This window comes from Paenibacillus sp. FSL R7-0179 (genome assembly GCF_038002265.1).
In the GTDB taxonomy this organism is placed as follows: Bacteria; Bacillota; Bacilli; order Paenibacillales; family Paenibacillaceae; genus Paenibacillus_AQ.
Map to the genome: position 1 here is coordinate 2,526,647 of NZ_JBBOCC010000001.1, position 19,801 is coordinate 2,546,447.

17 protein-coding genes are annotated in these 19,801 nt (G+C 48.5%); 16 read left to right on the forward strand and 1 reads right to left on the reverse strand.

What is annotated here, in order from left to right; genetic code table 11:
• Positions 1-13: 13 nt before the first annotated feature.
• A complete protein-coding gene (locus tag MKX63_RS11245) occupies positions 14-1,477 on the reverse strand; it encodes a spore germination protein (protein ID WP_341017105.1) in 1,464 nt (487 codons plus the stop codon).
• Between the two features lie 188 nt (positions 1,478-1,665).
• On the opposite strand from MKX63_RS11245, the gene lonB reads away from it, so the two are divergent.
• The 16 genes from lonB (at position 1,666) to MKX63_RS11325 (ending at position 19,740) form a co-directional block, all read left to right on the forward strand.
• Complete coding sequence (lonB, locus tag MKX63_RS11250) at positions 1,666-3,375, forward strand: ATP-dependent protease LonB (RefSeq protein WP_341017106.1); 1,710 nt, start codon at positions 1,666-1,668, stop codon at positions 3,373-3,375.
• Between the two features lie 241 nt (positions 3,376-3,616).
• The gene (gene lon, locus MKX63_RS11255) at positions 3,617-6,010 is read left to right on the forward strand and encodes an endopeptidase La (RefSeq protein WP_341017108.1); all 2,394 of its coding nucleotides are present in this window, start codon (positions 3,617-3,619) and stop codon (positions 6,008-6,010) included.
• A 12-nt stretch (positions 6,011-6,022) separates the two neighbouring features.
• Positions 6,023-6,688 (forward strand): ribosome biogenesis GTP-binding protein YihA/YsxC, encoded by a 666-nt coding sequence (gene yihA, locus MKX63_RS11260; RefSeq protein WP_341017109.1) that lies wholly within the window; start codon positions 6,023-6,025, stop codon positions 6,686-6,688.
• A gap of 30 nt (positions 6,689-6,718) precedes the next feature.
• Entirely contained in the window at positions 6,719-7,306 is a 588-nt protein-coding gene (locus MKX63_RS11265; RefSeq protein ID WP_341017110.1) for a non-ribosomal peptide synthetase module, read from the forward strand.
• Between the two features lie 101 nt (positions 7,307-7,407).
• Positions 7,408-8,190 (forward strand): tyrosine-protein phosphatase, encoded by a 783-nt coding sequence (locus MKX63_RS11270; protein ID WP_341017112.1) that lies wholly within the window; start codon positions 7,408-7,410, stop codon positions 8,188-8,190.
• Between the two features lie 86 nt (positions 8,191-8,276).
• The gene (locus tag MKX63_RS11275; protein ID WP_341017113.1) at positions 8,277-10,286 is read left to right on the forward strand and encodes an S-layer homology domain-containing protein; all 2,010 of its coding nucleotides are present in this window, start codon (positions 8,277-8,279) and stop codon (positions 10,284-10,286) included.
• A 91-nt stretch (positions 10,287-10,377) separates the two neighbouring features.
• Positions 10,378-11,160, forward strand: coding sequence for a YveK family protein (locus tag MKX63_RS11280; protein ID WP_341017114.1), 783 nt, complete (start codon positions 10,378-10,380; stop codon positions 11,158-11,160).
• Positions 11,141-11,827, forward strand: a complete 687-nt coding sequence (locus tag MKX63_RS11285; protein WP_341017115.1) for a CpsD/CapB family tyrosine-protein kinase — start codon at positions 11,141-11,143, stop codon at positions 11,825-11,827. Before MKX63_RS11280 ends, MKX63_RS11285 begins: the two co-directional genes overlap by 20 nt.
• A 41-nt stretch (positions 11,828-11,868) precedes the next feature.
• Positions 11,869-13,701 (forward strand): polysaccharide biosynthesis protein, encoded by a 1,833-nt coding sequence (locus MKX63_RS11290; RefSeq protein WP_341017116.1) that lies wholly within the window; start codon positions 11,869-11,871, stop codon positions 13,699-13,701.
• Between the two features lie 23 nt (positions 13,702-13,724).
• Positions 13,725-14,393: a hypothetical protein gene (locus MKX63_RS11295; RefSeq protein ID WP_341017118.1), complete on the forward strand. Its 669-nt coding sequence runs from the start codon at positions 13,725-13,727 to the stop codon at positions 14,391-14,393.
• Positions 14,394-14,395: 2 nt separating this feature from the next.
• Positions 14,396-15,448: a stalk domain-containing protein gene (locus MKX63_RS11300; protein WP_341017119.1), complete on the forward strand. Its 1,053-nt coding sequence runs from the start codon at positions 14,396-14,398 to the stop codon at positions 15,446-15,448.
• Between the two features lie 108 nt (positions 15,449-15,556).
• Positions 15,557-16,177 (forward strand): sugar transferase, encoded by a 621-nt coding sequence (locus MKX63_RS11305; protein WP_341017120.1) that lies wholly within the window; start codon positions 15,557-15,559, stop codon positions 16,175-16,177.
• Between the two features lie 49 nt (positions 16,178-16,226).
• Positions 16,227-17,105 (forward strand): NAD-dependent epimerase/dehydratase family protein, encoded by an 879-nt coding sequence (locus MKX63_RS11310; protein ID WP_341017121.1) that lies wholly within the window; start codon positions 16,227-16,229, stop codon positions 17,103-17,105.
• Positions 17,106-17,110: 5 nt separating this feature from the next.
• On the forward strand, positions 17,111-18,244 hold the full coding sequence (locus tag MKX63_RS11315; protein WP_341017122.1) for a hypothetical protein: 1,134 nt from the start codon (positions 17,111-17,113) through the stop codon (positions 18,242-18,244).
• A 15-nt stretch (positions 18,245-18,259) separates the two neighbouring features.
• Complete coding sequence (locus MKX63_RS11320; RefSeq protein ID WP_341017123.1) at positions 18,260-18,853, forward strand: DapH/DapD/GlmU-related protein; 594 nt, start codon at positions 18,260-18,262, stop codon at positions 18,851-18,853.
• A gap of 95 nt (positions 18,854-18,948) precedes the next feature.
• Positions 18,949-19,740: a glycosyltransferase family 2 protein gene (locus MKX63_RS11325; RefSeq protein WP_341017124.1), complete on the forward strand. Its 792-nt coding sequence runs from the start codon at positions 18,949-18,951 to the stop codon at positions 19,738-19,740.
• Positions 19,741-19,801: the final 61 nt, after the last annotated feature.

A 19,801-nucleotide genomic window follows, 5' to 3' on the forward strand; every position in this document is an offset into this window, starting at 1 on the left:
TTGCTCCTCTCTGTCAGTTATGTCCGGTATACTTCTTCATGTTGCGCCTTGACAGCCTTATGAGGCTATCCTTCTGGCTAAGCCACTGCCAGGGGGCGTAGGAAGTCATGTAAGGAACACCTACGGATTCCAGACTGCATAAGTGCAGACCCAGAATAATCAAGGCGACAACAATCCCGTATAGGCCGAAGGAAGCGCCAATGCCCATCATCACGAAGCGCAGAATCCGTACCGAGATCCCGATATTGAAGGCGGGAAGGGCGAAGTTGGATATGGCTGTAATGGAGACGACGATGACCATAGCAGCCGAGACTAGCCCTGCATCTACCGCAGCCTGGCCAATGACCAGCGAACCTACGATAGATACGGACTGGCCCATCGATTTGGGCAGGCGGATACCGGCCTCACGCAGAATCTCGAAGGTGATCTCCATCAGAAAGGCTTCGAGAAACGCCGGGAACGGGATGCCTTCACGCTGCCCGATCAGGCTGACCAGCAGGGTTGTGGGAATCATCTCCTGATGGAAGGTGGTTATTGCAATATAAAAGGCCGGAGTCAGCAGTGCTACAGCGAAGCAGAAATAACGGAGGATGCGGACCAGACTGGCAAAATCGCTCCGCTGGTAGTAATCCTCACTGGACTGGAAGAACTGTACGAACAAGGCGGGAACGATGAGCACAAACGGCGTACCTTCTACCAGGATTGTGATCCGTCCTTCCAGCAGTGCTGATGCGGCGGAATCCGGACGTTCCGTGTTATACACCGTCGGAAAAGGGCTGTACTGCGGGTCCTGAATCATCTCCTCGATATAGTTGCTCTCCAGTACGCTGTCCAGCCTGGCTTCATCCAGCCGTCTGCGCAGCTCATTCAGCACCCCGGGATCTACATTGCCTTCTATATACATTACAGCTACATTCGTCTGCGTCTGTTCCCCGAGGGTTCGCTCTTCAATGCGCAGCTTCGGGTTCTGGATTCTCCGCCGGATCAGCGCTGTATTCTCCCGCAGCGATTCCGTGAAGCCTTCACGCGGCCCTCTTACAACGGCTTGTGAGCCGGCATCCTCGACTGCCCGCTGCTTCAGTGCCTCCGTACCGGCAGATAGCGCCTTCGGAGCTCCGTCAATGATGAGGATCGAGTTACCGGCGAGTAGCTCACGCTCCAGCTCCGTGTAGTTGCTGACCTCCCCGACCTTGCCGAGGGAGAGCGTCCGTTCCTGCAGCAGCTTCAGGCAGCTCTCCGGCTGAGGCTGGCTGAATTGTTGATACAGACTGGAGTCCTCATGGATGGCCTGAATCATCTCCTGCGGATCCGCGAGTCCTTCAATGAAGATAATGACTGCGGACGAAGGGCCGAGGGTGATGAACCGGTAGATGATATCTGTGCTTTTGCCCAGGCGGAGTTGCATTCCTTCTATTATCGCGGACAGGGCGTGCGGCAGCTTCTCCTGCGGACCTTGTGTATTCTCCAGATGTGTCATGATCATTCACCTCCAATCATCCGGTATAGTCTTTCCGTTTGTGGAAATCCTATGCAATCTATGAGCACGGAAGGAGAATGGGATTCGGTTTTTTTGCTGCGGGAGTTTACGAATGTTTGAAACGGCTATACTACCTAGTAGTAGCTGAATACAGAGCTGGCAGACGGAAGGATACAGGAGGGTGACCTATGGAACTAAGTATATTGCTGATGGTCGTGCAGCTTTTTTTCGCGCTGGTCATCGGCGTTTATTTTTGGAATCTGCTGCGGGGACAGAAGACGAACAAGACGGCGGTGGACCGGGAATCGCGCAAGGAGCTGGATAAGCTGCGGAAGATGCGGATGATCTCTCTGACCAAGCCGCTCTCAGAAAAGACACGCCCCGCCTCCATCGACGATATCGTCGGACAGAAGGACGGGCTGCGCGCCTTGAAGGCCGCGCTATGCAGCGCCAATCCGCAGCATGTGATTATCTACGGGCCGCCGGGTGTGGGCAAGACGGCAGCGGCGCGGGTGGTTATGGAGGAAGCGAAGAAAAATGCGTTGTCGCCGTTCAAGCGTGACGCCAAATTCACCGAGATCGATGCCACTACGGCGCGCTTCGACGAGCGCGGAATTGCCGATCCGCTGATCGGCTCCGTACATGATCCCATCTATCAGGGAGCGGGGGCCATGGGCGTGGCCGGAGTCCCGCAGCCGAAGCCGGGCGCAGTAACCAAGGCGCATGGGGGAATTCTGTTCCTCGATGAGATTGGCGAGCTGCATCCGATTCAGATGAACAAGCTGCTGAAGGTGCTGGAAGACCGAAAGGTGCTGCTGGAGAGCGCCTATTACAACTCGGAGGACAGCAATACACCCGCGTATATTCATGATATTTTCCAAAATGGCCTGCCCGCTGATTTCCGGCTGGTCGGAGCCACGACACGGTCGCCGGACGAGATCTCACCGGCGCTGCGTTCGCGCTGCATGGAGATCTATTTCCGTCCGCTGCTGCCGGAGGAGATTGCCGTGATTGGACGGGATGCTGTCCAGAAGATCGGGCTGAAGCCAAGCCCTGAAGCAGTGGAGGTCGTGCAGCAGTATGCGACGAACGGCCGCGAGGCGGTGAATATGATCCAGCTGGCTGCGGGTCTTGCGCTGACCGAGGGCCGGGACACGCTGAGCGCTGCGGAAGTGGAATGGGTCGCCAGCAGCAGCCAGCTGCCGCTGCGGACGGAGCGCAAGATCCCTTCCGCCCCGCAGGTCGGACTGGTCAACGGCCTTGCCGTCTACGGCCCCGGCATGGGTACGCTGCTGGAGATCGAAGTCTCCGCTGCGCCTGCGCTTAACGGGCCGGGCAGGCTGAACATCACCGGGGTAGTCGATGAAGAGGAGACGCGCGGCGGCTCGCGGACTGTGCGCCGCAAGAGCATGGCCCGGGGCTCCATTGAGAATGTGCTGACCGTACTGCGCTCCATGAAGCTGGAGCCGGACAAGTATGACCTGCACATTAACTTCCCCGGAGGGACGCCTATTGACGGGCCGTCCGCCGGGGTGGCCATGGCGGTGGCCATCGTCTCGGCCATCCGGCAGCTGCCGGTGGACAACACGGTGGCAATCACCGGGGAGGTCGGCATCCATGGCCGGGTGAAGCCGGTCGGCGGCGTGGTCGCCAAGGTGGAGGCGGCCTTCCAGGCGGGAGCAACGACCGTGCTGATTCCGAAGGAGAACTGGCAGTCGCTGTTCGCCGATCTCGGCGCGCTGCGGGTGATTCCGGTGGACACGGTGGAGGAGGTCTTCCGCCACCTGTTCGGCACCGATACAGCAGACATCAGAATGCCTGCCGTATCCGGCGAGACCTTCTCTTCCGCGCCTTCACTGCTGAAGGCGGACGCTTCGGGCGAGGGGTTGCCCGGTTAAGACAGGCACATTAGGAAGGAATCCCCTGGCGGGCAGCTGCCGGGGGATTTTTTTGGTGGATGAGCAGGGGACTCGGCGGCATAGGACACGAACGTTCAGCGAATACTACACACCGATGGGTGAGCGTGCCAATAACGCCAATTGCGCCAATTGCGGACACGGGTGGTTGGTGTTTTCATGCGGCTTTTGTTAGAATGAATGCATATGACACTACTTATGAACCATGGGAGGTGCGAAAGCGATGATACAAAGTAAATCCAAAGGTCGTCGTTTTCCTTTATTACCGCTTAGAGGTCTTCTTGTATATCCCAGTATGGTTCTGCATCTGGATGTAGGCCGTGAGAAGTCCGTGCGGGCATTAGAGAAAGCTATGGTTGAAGATAATCTGATTCTCCTCTGCTCCCAGTCTGAAGTCAATATTGAGGAGCCGGGGCAAGAGGATATATTCCGCGTGGGTACGGTGGCGAATGTGCGGCAGATGCTGAAGCTTCCCAACGGTACGATTCGTGTGCTGGTGGAGGGCGTAGAGCGGGCCGAGATTATTCATTATACGGACAACGAGGAGTATTATGAGGTGATGGCGCGTGAGCTGCCGGAGCAGGAGGATGTGGACCAGGAGAGCGATGCCCTGATGCGCAGCGTGCTGAGCCAGTTCGAACACTACATCACTTTGTCCAAAAAAGTAACGCCAGAGACGCTCGCTGCGGTCTCCGATATCGAGGAGCCTGGGCGGCTGGCGGATGTCATCACCAGTCATCTGGCGCTGAAGATCAAGGACAAACAGGAGATCCTGGAGACCATTGACGTCAGCAAGCGTCTGGAGAAGCTGCTCGACATCCTCAATAATGAGCGCGAAGTGCTGGAGCTCGAACGCAAGATCAGCCAGCGCGTGAAGAAGCAGATGGAGAAGACCCAGAAGGAGTATTACCTGCGCGAGCAGATGAAAGCGATCCAGAAGGAGCTTGGCGAGAAGGAAGGCCGGGCCGGTGAAGCCGATGAGCTGCGCACCCAGATGGAAGAGAAGAATCTGCCGGAGCGGGTGCAGGAGAAGATCCTGAAGGAGATCGACCGTCTGGAGAAAATGCCGGCAAGCTCAGCCGAAGGCAGCGTCATCCGCAACTATGTGGATTGGCTGCTCGGTCTGCCCTGGAGCGAAGCCACGGAAGATGATCTGGATATCCGCAAGGCGGAAGAGGTGCTGGACGCAGACCACTATGGTCTGGAGAAGCCGAAGGAACGGGTGCTGGAATACCTGGCCGTGCAGAAGCTGGTCAAGGGTCTGAAGGGGCCGATTCTGTGTCTGGTAGGTCCTCCGGGCGTCGGCAAAACCTCGCTCGCCCGCTCCATCGCCCGCTCCCTGAACCGCAAGTTCGTCCGCATCTCGCTGGGCGGCGTGCGGGATGAAGCCGAGATCCGGGGGCACCGCCGTACGTATGTCGGCGCAATGCCGGGCCGGATCATCCAGGGGATGAAGACGGCAGGCAGCATCAACCCGGTCTTCCTGCTGGATGAGATCGACAAGATGGCGGCGGACTTCCGCGGCGATCCGTCGGCGGCCCTGCTGGAGGTGCTGGACCCGGAACAGAACAATACGTTCAGCGATCACTTCGTAGAGCTGCCGTTCGACTTGTCGAACGTCATGTTCGTCACTACAGCGAATGCTGTGCACAACATTCCGCGTCCGCTGCTGGACCGGATGGAGATGCTGTTCATTCCCGGCTATACGGAGCTGGAGAAGCTGCAGATTGCCAGCCGATATCTGCTGCCGAAGCAGCGTAAGAGCCACGGCCTTGCGGAAGAGCAGCTGTCCATCGGCGACAATACGCTGCTGAAGATTGTCCGCGAGTACACCCGCGAATCCGGGGTGCGGAATCTGGAGCAGCAGATAGCTGCCCTCTGCCGCAAGGCGGCGAAGCAGATTGTCTCCGAAGAGAAGGAGCGCGTCAGCATTCTTCCGGAGGAGATCAAGGATTACCTGGGAGCCGCCAAGTTCCGCTATGGAATGGCAGAGCTGGAGGATCAGATTGGTACCGTTACCGGGCTGGCCTGGACAGAGGTTGGCGGCGATACGCTGCTGATTGAAGTCACGGTGGTCCAGGGCACCGGGAAGCTGACGCTGACCGGCCAGCTCGGCGATGTGATGAAGGAGTCGGCGCAGGCTGCCTTCAGCTATACCCGCTCTAAGGCGGAGGAGCTGGGGCTTGCCCCTGATTTTCACGAGAAGAACGATATTCACATCCATATTCCCGAAGGTGCGATTCCCAAGGACGGCCCGTCCGCAGGGATTACCATCGCCACGGCGCTGATCTCCGCGCTTACCAAGCGTTATGTCTCCAAGCATGTAGCCATGACCGGTGAGATTACGCTGCGCGGACGCGTATTGCCTATCGGTGGTCTTAAGGAGAAATCGCTGGCCGCCCACCGTGCAGGCTACAAGAAGATTCTTATCCCGAAGGACAATGAGCGCGACCTCAAGGATATTCCTGAGAGTGTCCGGAGTGATGTCGAGTTCGTGCCGGTATCCCATATGGATCAGGTACTGAAGCACGCGCTCGTAGATCATGAAGAAGGCATCAATACCGGCTCAGACTCAGATACAGAAATAAGCATTGAAGCGCCCAGTAGTGTGCATTAGAAAGGAAGTCATATGAAAGTTAACAACGCCGAATTTATTATCAGTGCCGTAGGCCCTGACCAATACCCTGTGGATGCCTTGCCGGAGATTGCTCTGGCAGGGCGCTCCAATGTAGGGAAGTCCTCTCTGATCAACCGGATGATTAACCGCAAGAATCTGGCCCGCACCAGTTCTACACCGGGCAAGACGCAGCATATGAACTATTACCTGGTGAATGAGAGCATGTATTTCGTTGACTTCCCGGGCTATGGCTATGCCAAGGTCTCGAAGACACAGCGCGCCTCCTGGGGCAAAATGGTCGAGAAGTACATGGCGGAACGCGAGACGCTGAAGATGGTCCTGCTGGTCGTGGATCTGCGCCACCCGCCGACAGCCAATGACAAAATGATGTTCGACTGGCTGAAGCACTACGATCTGCCGCTCTGCGTAGTGGCCACCAAAGCGGACAAAATTCCGAAGACCCGCTGGCCGAAGCATATCAAGGTAATGAAGCAGGAGCTCGGTGTGCTGCCGGGAGACAGCTTCATTGCGTATTCATCAGAGATTGGACTTGGCAAAGACGAATTATGGGAACTTATAGATAGACACACTCTACCCACCGAAGAAGAGCTTCCGGCAGAACCGGATGATCCGAATTCCGGGGATGAACCGCAGCACGAAGCGCCTTCCGAGACTTAAGGGTTTGTCATTAAGAATTGAGGGATGTTTATGGCTCAGCGTCTGGCGATGGAATATGTGAATGCAACGATGCAAATGACCGAATTTCAGCTGAACCAGTTCCTGCTGACCGCAGATACCAGCTATATCAGTCACCGTGTGAAGGTATTGGGCGCGGGAGAACAGGAGATTGTGCTGGAGGAGGCCGGAGGCGAGGAGGTCCATCTGTCTTTTGAACGCAAAGGCGGCATCTATATGGGTTCCTTGTCCTGCAGGGTGGTGAATCCTCATCTGATTAATGCAGTACGCAAATTATTCTTCACGTATAAAGGCACGGGAACCGTAAACCGCATTTATAAGGATCTAACGATGATGTATTACTATGAAGGCGGCTCGGTGCGCCGGATCTCGGAAGTGAGGCCGGAAGGCACCAAGCTGATCTATCAGCATAAATATTCAGTGGCAGAGATACTGGCTGTCTACAAGCGTCAGAGCGTAGAAGGTGAGATTGAACAGCTCCGGCAAGAGATTGATAGACTGCTCGATCTGCGCAACCGCAGCAGGCAGCAGGCAGTAATTAACGAAGTAGATGAGAGACTTGCAGAAGCGGCCGGCCGGCTGTTCCGACTGGAAGCGTAGGTGATATTGTTTTAAAATATGGCAATCATTTCCTAGTGAAATGGTTGTATTTTTTTGCGAAAACTATACATATCCTCTACGAAAGGACCGATAAACAACATATGATAGATATCCATAGCCACATTCTACCCTTCATGGATGACGGAGCTGCTGATTATGACGCCGCTCTCGCCATGGCGCTTGACGCCCATAACGATGGTATTACAACTGTAGTAGCTACCCCCCACCATGCGAACGGAGTCTATATGAATCCGGCCCCGGAGATTGAAGCGGCGGTACGGGTGCTGAATGCGAAGCTGCAGGAGGCAGGCAATCCGCTGGTCGTGCTGCCGGGGCAGGAGATCCGGATCTACGGGGAGCTGCTCGATGATCTGGAGCGCGGACAATTGCTGACGCTTGCCGGTTCCCGGTATATTTTGCTGGAGATGCCCTCTTCACGGGTGCCCCGCACGATGGAAGAGACCTGCCATGAGCTGGTCATCCAGGGAATGGTGCCGGTTATCGCCCACCCGGAGCGCAACGCGGAGATTGCTGCCGATCCGTCCAAGCTGCTGCGGTTAATAGAGCTCGGTGCCATGGGACAGGTTACTGCACAGAGCATCGCCGGCGTCTTCGGGAGTAAGCTGCAGAAGCTGTCGCTCGAATTATGCCGGCAGCAAGCCGTGCATATGATTGCATCCGATGCGCATGATTCGTTGCACCGTCCCTTTGGATTAAGCGAGGCTTACGGGGTGGTGAGGCGGGAATTAGGAGCAGAGTCAGTCGACTTTTTTCTACACAATTCGCGCGATATCCTTGCAAATAAGGAGATTAATCGAGTTAATTCTATTCAATCTAACAGCAAACTTCATAGATTGTTCGGATTTTTTTCTCGTAAGGGGTGACCTCCTGTGTCATTAATGGTAGAATGGGTATTACTGGATTCTTGCACTATTCTTAATACAAATACATACAAAGAGGTGGATGACAAGTGACTTTGAAGAAAAAACTGGCAGTATCTACACTAGCAGTAAGCATGGCAGCGGCATCCGTTGCCGGATTCCCGTTCAGCAGCAAGGGGCTGGCTGAACATTTTGGAGTGAGTACAGCTTCCGCAGCAGCAGTATCGCAGGCAGATGTGAAGGCTAAGGTTGAGAAGATTTATGCTCAGCTTACAGAAGCCGACAGAGTATTGCTTCTGAATTACAAAAATCAAGCAAACGCTGTGGATCTTGCAGCATTCAGAGAAATCTTCAAGCCAGTACTTGAGAAGCTTACCTTCCTGGAAGAAGCTGACGTGATAACTGCCCATGCAGCATTCAAGAGCGTATCCAGTGTAGTCTATGATGTGTATGACAAGGATTACACGGCAATCAAGAATATCCGTTATGATGTGAAGAATGTGGACCTGCTGAAGAAGATTGCTGCTGAGGCTGGCGTAAAGAATCTTACAACGGATGATTTCATTGAATTCCTGTTCGGCGCGGATGGTGTTGAAGCCCAGCTCCGCGCATTACTCAGCAGCAAAACTAGCTCGGAACTGTTGGACATCGTTGCTAATCCTGCAAGCCAGGACAACTTGATTAATGATGCCATTACTACAGTGCTTAACCACAAGACAGGTACTGGAGCCCTTACAGTAAGCCAAGTAGTGTACAATCTTCACATTTCTCCTGCTGATGTTAAGGAGAGCCTGAAGAACCTGAGTGTTGCAGTTCCAGCAACGAAGCCAGCAGTGAAAGCCCTGGCTACAGCTTATATCAAAGCTTACGGCTTCAGCGGTGGCGGTACTACTAACCCTCCTGGAACTGGCACTAGCGGCGGCAACGGCACAGTAACAACTCCAGTTACCAACCCTACAGCTACACCAGGCCTGTATGATGTATCCAAGCTGGTAACGATTGTAGGTGACAAAGCAACCCTGAAGCTGGTAGATGCTGATGTACTGAAAGCCTTTGATGCCCTGCTTGCAGCGAATCCCGGTAAGACAGGTCTTACGCTTACCCTGAACCTGGGTACAGTGAACGCAGCAACCGTAGAAGTTCCATTGTCCAAGGCAATCATCGAAGCAGCCAAGGCGAAAGGCATTGCCAACATTGCGATTACGTTCAACGGCTTGACCGTAACGATTCCAGTAGGACAGTTCAGTGAAGCTATTACACTGACTACTTCCACTGTAGCAGATGCAACCGTAACTTCCCTGTCCAGCAATAAGCTGACATCCAGCGTGTATGACTTCCAACTGAATGTGGGCGGTGTGGTTACATCCACCTTCAAGCAGCCAATCATCATCAAGCTGCCGCTTAAGAATACAGAAGGCGTTGACCGTGAACTGCTGTCCGTTGCGAAGGTAGTCTACAAAGAACTGCAATACCAGGGCGGTGTTGTAGATGGTGATTACATCACTGAACCGCGTGACAGCTTCTCTTCCTACGCCGTACTGGAGAACAAAGTCAGCTTCAAGGATGTTGCAAGTGTTCAGGCTTGGGCTGGAAGACAGATCTCAGTCGTAGCGGCCAAGGGCGCTATTGAAGGCGTAGGCAACGGCAACTTTGCTCCGAAGAACAACGTGACCCGTGCAGAATTCGCCAAGATGCTGATCCGCGCACTGAACCTGGAGAACAACTCCGCGAAGCAGAGCTTCGGCGATGTAAGCTCCACTGCCTGGTATGCTCCTTATGTAGCGGTTGCTGCTGAGAAGGGCATCATTACTGGACGCAGTGCAGCCCAGTTCGATCCTAATGCAACGATTACGCGCGCCGAAATGGCAACGATGATTGCCCGTGCCGTGAAGTCGCAGAAGCCGGAAGCTGCAACGAATGCCAGCTCCCTGAGCAAGTTCTCCGATGCAGGCAAGATCGCTGCTTCCCTGAAAGACGGAGTAGCCTTCGCTGCCAGCAATAACCTGGTTATCGGCAATGCCGGCAAGTTCAATCCTAACAACACAGCTACACGTGCTGAAGCTGCAGTGATTATCTACCGTACGATCAACTTCAAGTAAGTAAATAGTATTGTGGAGAGCCTCCTCTCGTCGTATAGAGAGGAGGCACTTTTTAGGATATAGGGAATAAGAATTTACAGCTTGGAGGGAAATGCACTTGTCAGCACAAGAATTGGATTTGCGCGATTATTTCCAGATTGTCAGGAAGAGACTGTGGATGATTATCAGCATTGTTATCGTGGCTTGTGTTCTTGCCGGGATCTACAGCTTATATATCAAGAATCCGGTCTATGAAGCTTCAACCAAGATCATTGTTAATCAGACGCCTACCCAAGCTACGGCGGCGCAGCTGGATCTGAATCAGATTAATACCAACATTCAGCTGATTAATACGTACAAGGAAATTATCAAGACTCCGGCGATTCTCGATGTTGTGGCCAAGAACTATCCTGAGTTCGGGATTACGGCAGAGGAAATGCTGAAGAAGGTTAACGTGAGTTCCGTAAATAATACGCAGGTGATGACACTTGTCGTTCGAGATAATTCATACCAGAGAGCCGCAGAGATCGTGAATGCCATATCACTTGTATTTAAGCAGGAGATTCCGTCCTTGTTCAACGTACAGAATGTGTCCATCCTCAACGAAGCCAAGCTTAATCCGCCAGTTGCACCCGGACCGGTGGAGCCGAATGTGGTCATGAACCTCGCGATTGCTTTTATCGTATCCCTGATGATCGGTCTGGGGATTGCCTTCCTGCTGGAGTATCTCGACGATACGCTGAAGACAGAAGACGACATTAAGAAATACCTTGGACTTCCGACTATAGCTATGATTACCCGGCTGGGCCAGGAAGAAACCAAGACCACCGGGCAGCAGGCTCAGACACAGAGCAGAAAGGCGGGGGAACTAGAGCATGTCACAGCAGCCAAATAAACAACGCCATCTGATCACCGTGACCAACCCGCGTTCGCCGGTATCCGAGGCTTTTCGGGCACTGCGCACGAACATTGATTTCTCCTCTGTAGATGAACAGATCCAGATTATTATGGTCACTTCTTCCGGACCGGAGGAAGGGAAATCAACCGTAACCGCTAACCTGGCCGCTGCGTACGCGCAAGCGGATAAGAAGGTGCTGCTGATCGACGGTGACTTGCGTAAGCCTACAGCGCATAAGACTTTTTCCCTGAGTAACCGGTATGGATTATCCTCTTTGCTCTCGCAGCAGGCGAATCTGTCTGAAGTTATTCAGGAATCCGGTGTGAATAACCTGTATCTGATGACCTCCGGCCCGATTCCTCCGAATCCTGCCGAGATGATGGCCTCCAACCGGATGAGTGCGGTGCTGCAGGAGCTGCGCCAGTTATACGACGTAATTCTGATTGATACACCTCCGCTGTTGGCCGTTACAGATGCACAGATTCTGGCCTCCAAGAGTGACGGCGTGATCATGGTAGTCAGCTACGGTAAGGTGAAGCGCGATATTGCAGCTAAGGCCAAGGACAATCTGGACCGGGTCGGGGCCAAGATGCTGGGCGTGGTCCTTAACAACGTGAAGCGCAAGGCCAGTGAAGGCTACTACTATTACTACTATGGCAATTGAATTGTTTAATAGATAAATTGTTATTTTTGGAGGCACTGAAAATGACAGCGAAAACCAGAGTGTTGGTCTTATTCATGATCGATATTGCGATCATATGGTTCAGCATCGTGACGTCCTACCTGTTCCGGTTCTACAATGAGATTCCGCCGGAATATATGGTACAGATGATCGTGTTCGGAGTAATCTCCACGGTGGCCGTCGGGGGAAGCCTGGTCTACTTCGGACTCTACCGCAGAATGTGGCAATATGCCAGCATTAACGAGATTATATCGGTTCTCAAAGCTATTGTGGTAGGCTCAGTACTATCATTTGCAGCAGCTTATATCATTCTGCCGGAGCGCGTACCCTTCAGTATACAAATAAGGTCTATGGAGACTATTCTGTTACTGGTTGGCGGAGCCCGGTTCTTCTGGAGAGTCTTCCGCAATGACCGGAGTAACAATAAGGACACGGAGACGCATACACTTATTGTAGGGGCCGGAGATTGCGGAATTTTAATAGCCAAAGAGATGACGGGACCTTCCTTCGCGAGCACCCGGCTGGTTGGATTCATTGATGACAGCGCAGATAAATATCACATGTCCATACTGGGTGTACCTGTACTGGGTAACCGTTATGACATTCCGCGAATTGTGAAGGACAAGGAGATTCACGAGATTATTATCGCCATGCCCTCGGTCTCCAGAACGGAAATATCCGAGATTATTAATCTGGCCAAGGCTACAGGCGCGAAGCTGAAGATTATCCCTGCATTGAATGATCTGATTGCAGGCAAAATTTCTGTCAAAAAGCTCCGCGATGTCAGTGTAGAGGATCTTCTGGGCCGTGAGCCGATTGTCGCAGACATGAATAGTATTCTGGGTTACGTTCATAACAAGACCGTACTGGTTACGGGCGCAGGCGGTTCAATCGGATCAGAGTTATGCCGCCAGATCTCTCCTTTTGCACCGGACAAGCTGATGATTCTGGGACACGGCGAGAACAGTATCTATACGATTGAGATGGAGCTGCGCAAGAGCTTCCCTTACCTGGAGATCGTGACCGTGATTGCTGATATTCAGGACCGGTCAAGGCTGATGGATGTATTCCAGAGCTATAAGCCGCAGGTGGTCTTTCATGCGGCAGCACATAAGCACGTTCCTCTGATGGAGCGCAACCCTTCCGAAGCCATCAAGAATAATGTCTTCGGGACCCGCAATGTAGCCGACTGTGCTGACATGTATGGTGCAGAGCGCTTCGTGATGATTTCGTCCGACAAGGCCGTGAACCCGACCAGTGTCATGGGAGCCACGAAGCGGATTGCCGAGATGTATGTACAGAGTCTCAATGTAGCAAGCCCTACCAAGTTCTCTGCGGTACGCTTCGGTAACGTATTAGGCAGCCGGGGCAGTGTCATTCCCGCCTTCAAGCAGCAGATTGCCGCCGGTGGGCCGGTCACCGTAACGCATCCCGAGATGGTCCGGTACTTCATGACGATTCCCGAGGCCGTTCAACTGGTGATCCAGTCCGGCTCCTTCGCGAATGGCGGAGAAGTATTTGTTCTGGATATGGGGGCACCGGTTAAGATTCTGGCATTGGCCGAGGATTTAATCACACTGTCCGGTTACGAGCCTTATAAGGACATCGACATCACCTTCTCAGGTATCCGTGAAGGCGAGAAGCTGTATGAAGAACTGTTGACCGATGAGGAGAACCTGGGTTCCACTCAGCATGACCGGATCTTCATCGGCAGACCTAACGTCATCACCCGGAGCCAGATGGAGCTAGAATTCAAACGGTTGGAACGGGTTGTCACCGAAGATGCAGAAGCCATCCGTGAAGTGATTAACCAGATCGTACCGATGCAGCCAGTCATCCAGGCAGCCATTAGCTAAATAGAGAGTTGGAGGTACCTGAATTGAAAAGATGGAAAAAAGTATTGATCTGGACGCTGTCAGTCATCGTGGTGTCAGGTGTTGGCGGGTTATTCGCGGCCAATTATGCTGTCGATAAGCTGATGAACTCCATGGCAGGCGGCTTCGATGTGGAAGCTGACAATACGCCCAGTGTTCCTCAAGGACAAGTGATTGAGCCTGTGGTAGCAGATAGCGAACCAGCGGCTTCCGCTAATCCGGCTTCAAGCTCTACACCAGATAGTACGCCTGCATCCGGCAATGCCGCTGATCCGGCAGCTGTCAGCACGGACAAGCCGGTAAGTACTGGCAAGCCTGCAAGCACTCCTGCACCAACCCCTGCCGGTGTGGATGGATTAGCCCATATTTCAACAGACAAGGCCAAGGAAGTTCAAGAGAATGTAACGATCACAGATAAAGCCAGTGTCGCTGCAATCGTAGCTTCTCAGTTAAGCGTCTCTGACATCAAGCGCTTGCAGGAGTTAGCCAAAGGCGGACTGACCAATGAAGAGAAGCGGGAAGCCCGCAGCATTATCCTCGGTAAAGTCTCAGAGGAGCAATATAACGAATTGGCTCAGATTGCCAAGAAGTACGGCGTCAGCCAAGGCAAGACCCGGGATCAGATCTTAGCTGAAGAAGAACAACTCAAAGCCCAAGAAAAAGGAAGTGAATAGGCATGTTCAAGATCAAGATTCCAGCAGCAGCACTTCTGAGCGTAGCCTTAATGGGCTGTGAGCCTCTGACAGCATCCGCTCCAGTTACCACAGTAGCAGCAGCAACTCCTGTAACCACTGCAACAGCAGCGCCCATCAAAGCATCCAATTCTATCAAAGTACAGAATGTGGATGTGACCATGCTATTCGACGGTGTAGCACTACAGCCGCCAGCCGGACAACATGTGTTCATGTACAATAACACCACCTATGTTCCTTTGCGCTTCATGTCTTATGCCTTGCAGAAGAGCGTGAGCTGGGATGCCAAGAATCTGAAGGTAACCGTAGCTGAGCCAAGCAGCTCAGAGATGGTAGTCATTAAGGAATACCTGATGAATGCGACTTCCAGTCCTTCTTTTGCAGCCAAGAATATTACCCTGAACAACGTTAATGCAAGTTATGTATTTAGCGGGAGCACGAAGGCGTTACCCAAGGGCCAGTCCAGTTATCTGCTAAATGGCTCGATCTATGTCCCTCTAAGATTCTTATCGGAATCTGTAGGAAATTCCATTAGCTGGAATTCAAAAACAAAGACCATAACAGCAAATTCTAAAGACTACGAAGAAAATGCGGCTTCTGCGAAACCAACCGATAAGGGAACTAGCCCATCTGCAAGTGCAACCCCGGCACCGGCAGCAACTCCAGCGGCTGAACCAGGTGGAGCAGCAGGCGGTTCAGGATCTGCAGGAACAGGATCTGGTAAGGTTTCTTATGAGAGTATTACTAGTGAGACCGAAGCGAAGTTAAATGCGCTAAAATCACAAAGTACTTCTACTTTGTTTGGAATTGCTTTGGAATATGTGAATGCTACAGATGCTGCAACTAAGCAAAGTATCAAGGCCAAAGGGATAGAGCAACTAGCTTCTTTTAAAGCCTCATTTAACAGTATAATCGCTGACGCTGAACAAAAACTAAACACTAATGGATATAGCACAGCTATTATTGCTCAATATAGAGCTGCCTTTGAGGCTGAACTGGATAATGGAAGAGTTGCGGCTGAGGGTTTGGGGAAATAATAGGATTGAAAAAGTATCAATATCAGAAGAAATATGGTTTACAGTTGGAGGATGCATTCAATTCAATAGTAGCTGTAAACCATAGTATCTTAAGGGCAAGGTGAGTGAATGAAGCCTTATTTTATCGTAAAACAAACTTTAGATTTCATACTGGCTCTAATCGGAATGCTCCTGTTATGGCCTTTTTTCTTGATTATCGCCTTGGTGATCAAGTCCACATCTAAAGGACCTGTTCTATTCCGGCAAAAGCGGTTAGGCAGGAACAAGAAAGAATTCTATATTCTCAAGTTCAGAACGATGCGCACAGATACACCAAGCGATATGCCTACACATTTGCTGCAAGATCCTGACTTCTTCATCACCAAAGTAGGCAAATTCCTTAGGAAGACAAGCCTTGATGAGCTTCCTCAGATTATAAATATTCTCAAAGGCGACATGAGCATAGTAGGTCCGCGCCCTGCGCTGTGGAACCAGTATGACCTGATTGCAGAGCGAGATAAGTATGGGGCGAATGAGATTAAGCCAGGGCTTACTGGGTGGGCCCAGGTTAATGGGCGGGATGAGCTCTTAATTGAAATTAAAGCGAAATTAGACGGTGATTACTTAAAACGTATTAGTTTTCAATTTGACTTAATCTGTTTTTTTGAAACAATAAAAATTGTTTTTAAACAAGAAGGCATTGTTGAAGGACAAACAACGGATATCAACAACAATAGTGTGGATGCCTAAGATATTAAAGTTTTCTGATTTGTAAGATACAGGTGGTGAGAGACTCGACATGAGTGCTATTGGACTAAAAAAAGTACTGGTGACAGGCCTAAATAGTTATATTGGAACTTCCTTTAAAAAGTGGGTTGAAAAACATCATGAATCAAAAGCTATTCTAGTTGAGACTATTGATATAAAGAGTGAGGGATGGAAAGAAAAAGATTTCTCCGTATATGATGTTGTTTATCATGTAGCAGGTATTGCACATATAAAAGAGACAACTCTTAATACATCTCTTTATTTTAAAGTGAATAGAGATTTAACTATCGAATTAGCTCAGAAAGCTAAGAACAGCGGGGTTAAGCAGTTCATATTTCTCAGTTCAATGAGTGTCTATGGGGTTGAAAATGGAATCATTTTTAGAGATACGGTTCCAAACCCACAGTCAAGCTACGGTATCTCAAAATTGCAGGCTGAAGAACAAATTATGAAGCTGAAAGATGATAAATTTAAAGTGGCAACTGTTAGGCCACCAATGGTATACGGAGAGAACTGTAAGGGCAACTATCCGCGACTTGCAAGCTTTGCTTTGAAGTTTCCTGTGTTCCCAGATGTGAATAATAAAAGAAGTATGATATATATTGATAATTTATCTAATTTTGTTAGTTTATTGATTAATGATGAAGCAGAAGGAGTATATACTCCTCAAAATAAGGAGTATGTCAATACGAGTGAACTGGTGAGAAATATATCAGATATTCATGGTAAGAGAGTGAAGATTATAAAATCTTTTAATATTATTATAAATTTCTTAGTGAATAAGAGCAGTACTCTTAATAAGATGTTCGGAGATTTAATCTATGATAGCAATATTTCAAGTTATAAAAGTGAGTATTGTGTAGTTGATTTTAAGGAATCAGTAAAGAGGTCAGAAGGTTATGGGGAGTAATTATAATGAAAGCTGTTTGTATTAGCTGTTTTAATTATTATGATGATAGGTTGAGGCATGTAGAACAGCATTTGCAAAACAAAGGTTATGAGGTTCTGTATATAACTTCGGATTATGATCATATTGATAAAATTAGATATAGTATTGACCGGCCTAATGCAATTCAAATAAAAGTTATGGCTTATAGTAAAAACTTATCCATTCAAAGGTTGTATTCACACTACTTATTCGCAAAGAGTACATTAAAAGAGTTGAATCGTATAAAACCAGATCTATTGTATGTAATGTTACCACCTAATTTTTTAGCTAAATATATTTCACAATATAAAGGGCAGAATGATGTAAAAGTAGTATATGACTTGTATGACCTTTGGCCAGAAACTTTTCCTTCAACAAAAGCCAAATTATTGCTATCACTACCTTTTAAATTGTGGGGAAAACTAAGAGATGATAATTTAGATTCCGCAGACGTAATAGTTACAGAATGTGAACTATACCAAGATAAACTAGATTACATATTGCACGGCGCTAATAAAGAAGTTCTCTATTTGACTAAAGAAAAAAGTAGGATTCTCAGTACTCCAAGTACAGACACAAATATAATAAATGTAAGCTATTTAGGTTCAATTAATAGTATTATAGACATTTCATTAATAGTTAAAATGCTTGCTGAAATTAATAAAATAAAGCCAGTTTACTTGCATATAATTGGTGATGGTGAGAATAGAGAGCAATTAATACGTGAAGCTGAAAGCTTTGGTGTTAGAGTTCAATACCACGGAAGAATATATAATGAGGAAGAGAAAAGAGCTATTTTTGACCTCTGCTTATTTGGGATAAATATAATGAAGGATTCTGTTTGTGTAGGCTTAACAATGAAGTCTATAGATTACTTCCAAGCAAGCCTACCTATACTAAATAATATTCAAGCAGATACAGCTTATTTAGTCGATGAGCATAGTATTGGTTTTAACGTCACTAAAGATAATATTAAAGAAGTTGCGGTCAAAGTAGCTGCAATCAGTAAGTCTGACATTCAGTTGATGAGACAGAATACTAAAACGGTGTTTGAAAATTTTTTTTCTCACGAGGCATTTAATAAAAAACTCGAAAAAGTCTTTCATAAAATTTCTAATTAGATTGTGGTGAAATGAATGAGTGATGAACGATCAAGTAATTATGGTCTTGGAGAAATCCTGACAAATGGTATTGCTCTAATTTATACTAAGTTATTTTGGAGAAAAGCAAGGCTGATACGTCTTCCCATTAGGGTGAGAGGAAAGCAATGCATGAGCTACGGTACAGGTTTTACTGTTGGTTATAGTTGCCGTATAGAAATGAATGGAGTAAAGGTAAAAGCAAAATTAACAATTGGCGATAATTGTGTGATTGGGGACTATGCACATATAGTTGCCAATTATAAAGTTGTTATTGGTAGTGGAGTTCTTATGGCCTCTCGTGTATTTATCACCGATACTCATCATGGTAACTACTCGGACAAAAGTGTGGACTCACTCCCGATAGTTCCACCTAATAAACGCCCACTACATTATAAAGAAGTAAGTATAGGGAACAATGTGTGGTTGGGAGAAAATGTATCTATATTACCAGGAGTTAGTATTGGGGATGGTTGTATTATTGGGGCGAATGCTGTTGTAACTAAGAACATTCCAAAGAATAGCATTGCTGCTGGAAATCCAGCAAAAGTTATAAAAAGGTATGACTTAAAACTGGATAAGTGGATTTAGTATTTTATTGTAAATAACATTGGATTTTTTTTTGAATGAAATTTTGCTTAATTTGATATTATTTTGAACAATAAAATGAACAATAGGTGAGGCCAATGAACTTCTCGGTTATAATACCCATGTATAATAGCGAAAATACTATAACAAAAACACTAGATTCTGTTAAAGAACAGACAGCGTATGATAGAATACTTGAAATTATAGTTGTTAATGATGGTTCTACAGATAATTCATTAAATATTGTTAAGGAATATATTTTATATAATGATGATCTACCTATAATTCTAATTGATAAATTAAATGGAGGGGTTTCGTCTGCACGCAATGCTGGTATGAGGATATCTAGAGGAGAATGGATTGCTTTACTTGATTCGGATGATGAATGGCTATCTAATAAAATCGAGATTCAATTAAAGACAATAGAAAAAAATCCGGATATAGATTTTTTGGGTGGAAATTCAAATGGACTCAGTTTAAGAATTATTTTTAAAAAAATTGATAACCTTTATAAGGCAAGTGTAAAAGACTTGTGTCTAAAAAGTTTTCCAGTTACACCAGCAGCTGTATTTAGAAGGAGAATAATAGACGAAATTGGCTATTTTGATGAAGAGCAAAAATATGCTGAAGATGGAAACTATTTTTTGAAAATATGTACTTATTATAATTATTATCACTTGCCTGTTCAAATGGTAAACTGCGGGGGGGGGAAGCCTTCATTTGGTTACAGTGGTTTGTCTGCTAATCTAAAAGGTATGTACGAGGGTAATGTGAAAAACATTCAAGATTTAAGAAAGGACTCAATTTTAAGTTTGAATTTTTATCTGTTTTTGCGTATTTTCTTTTGGTCTAAATATATCAGAAGAATTATAATATCAAAGCTACGTTAAAAATTATTTTCAACTCAGTTTTTAATTGAATTACAGTTAATTTTATTATTCTAAATTAAAT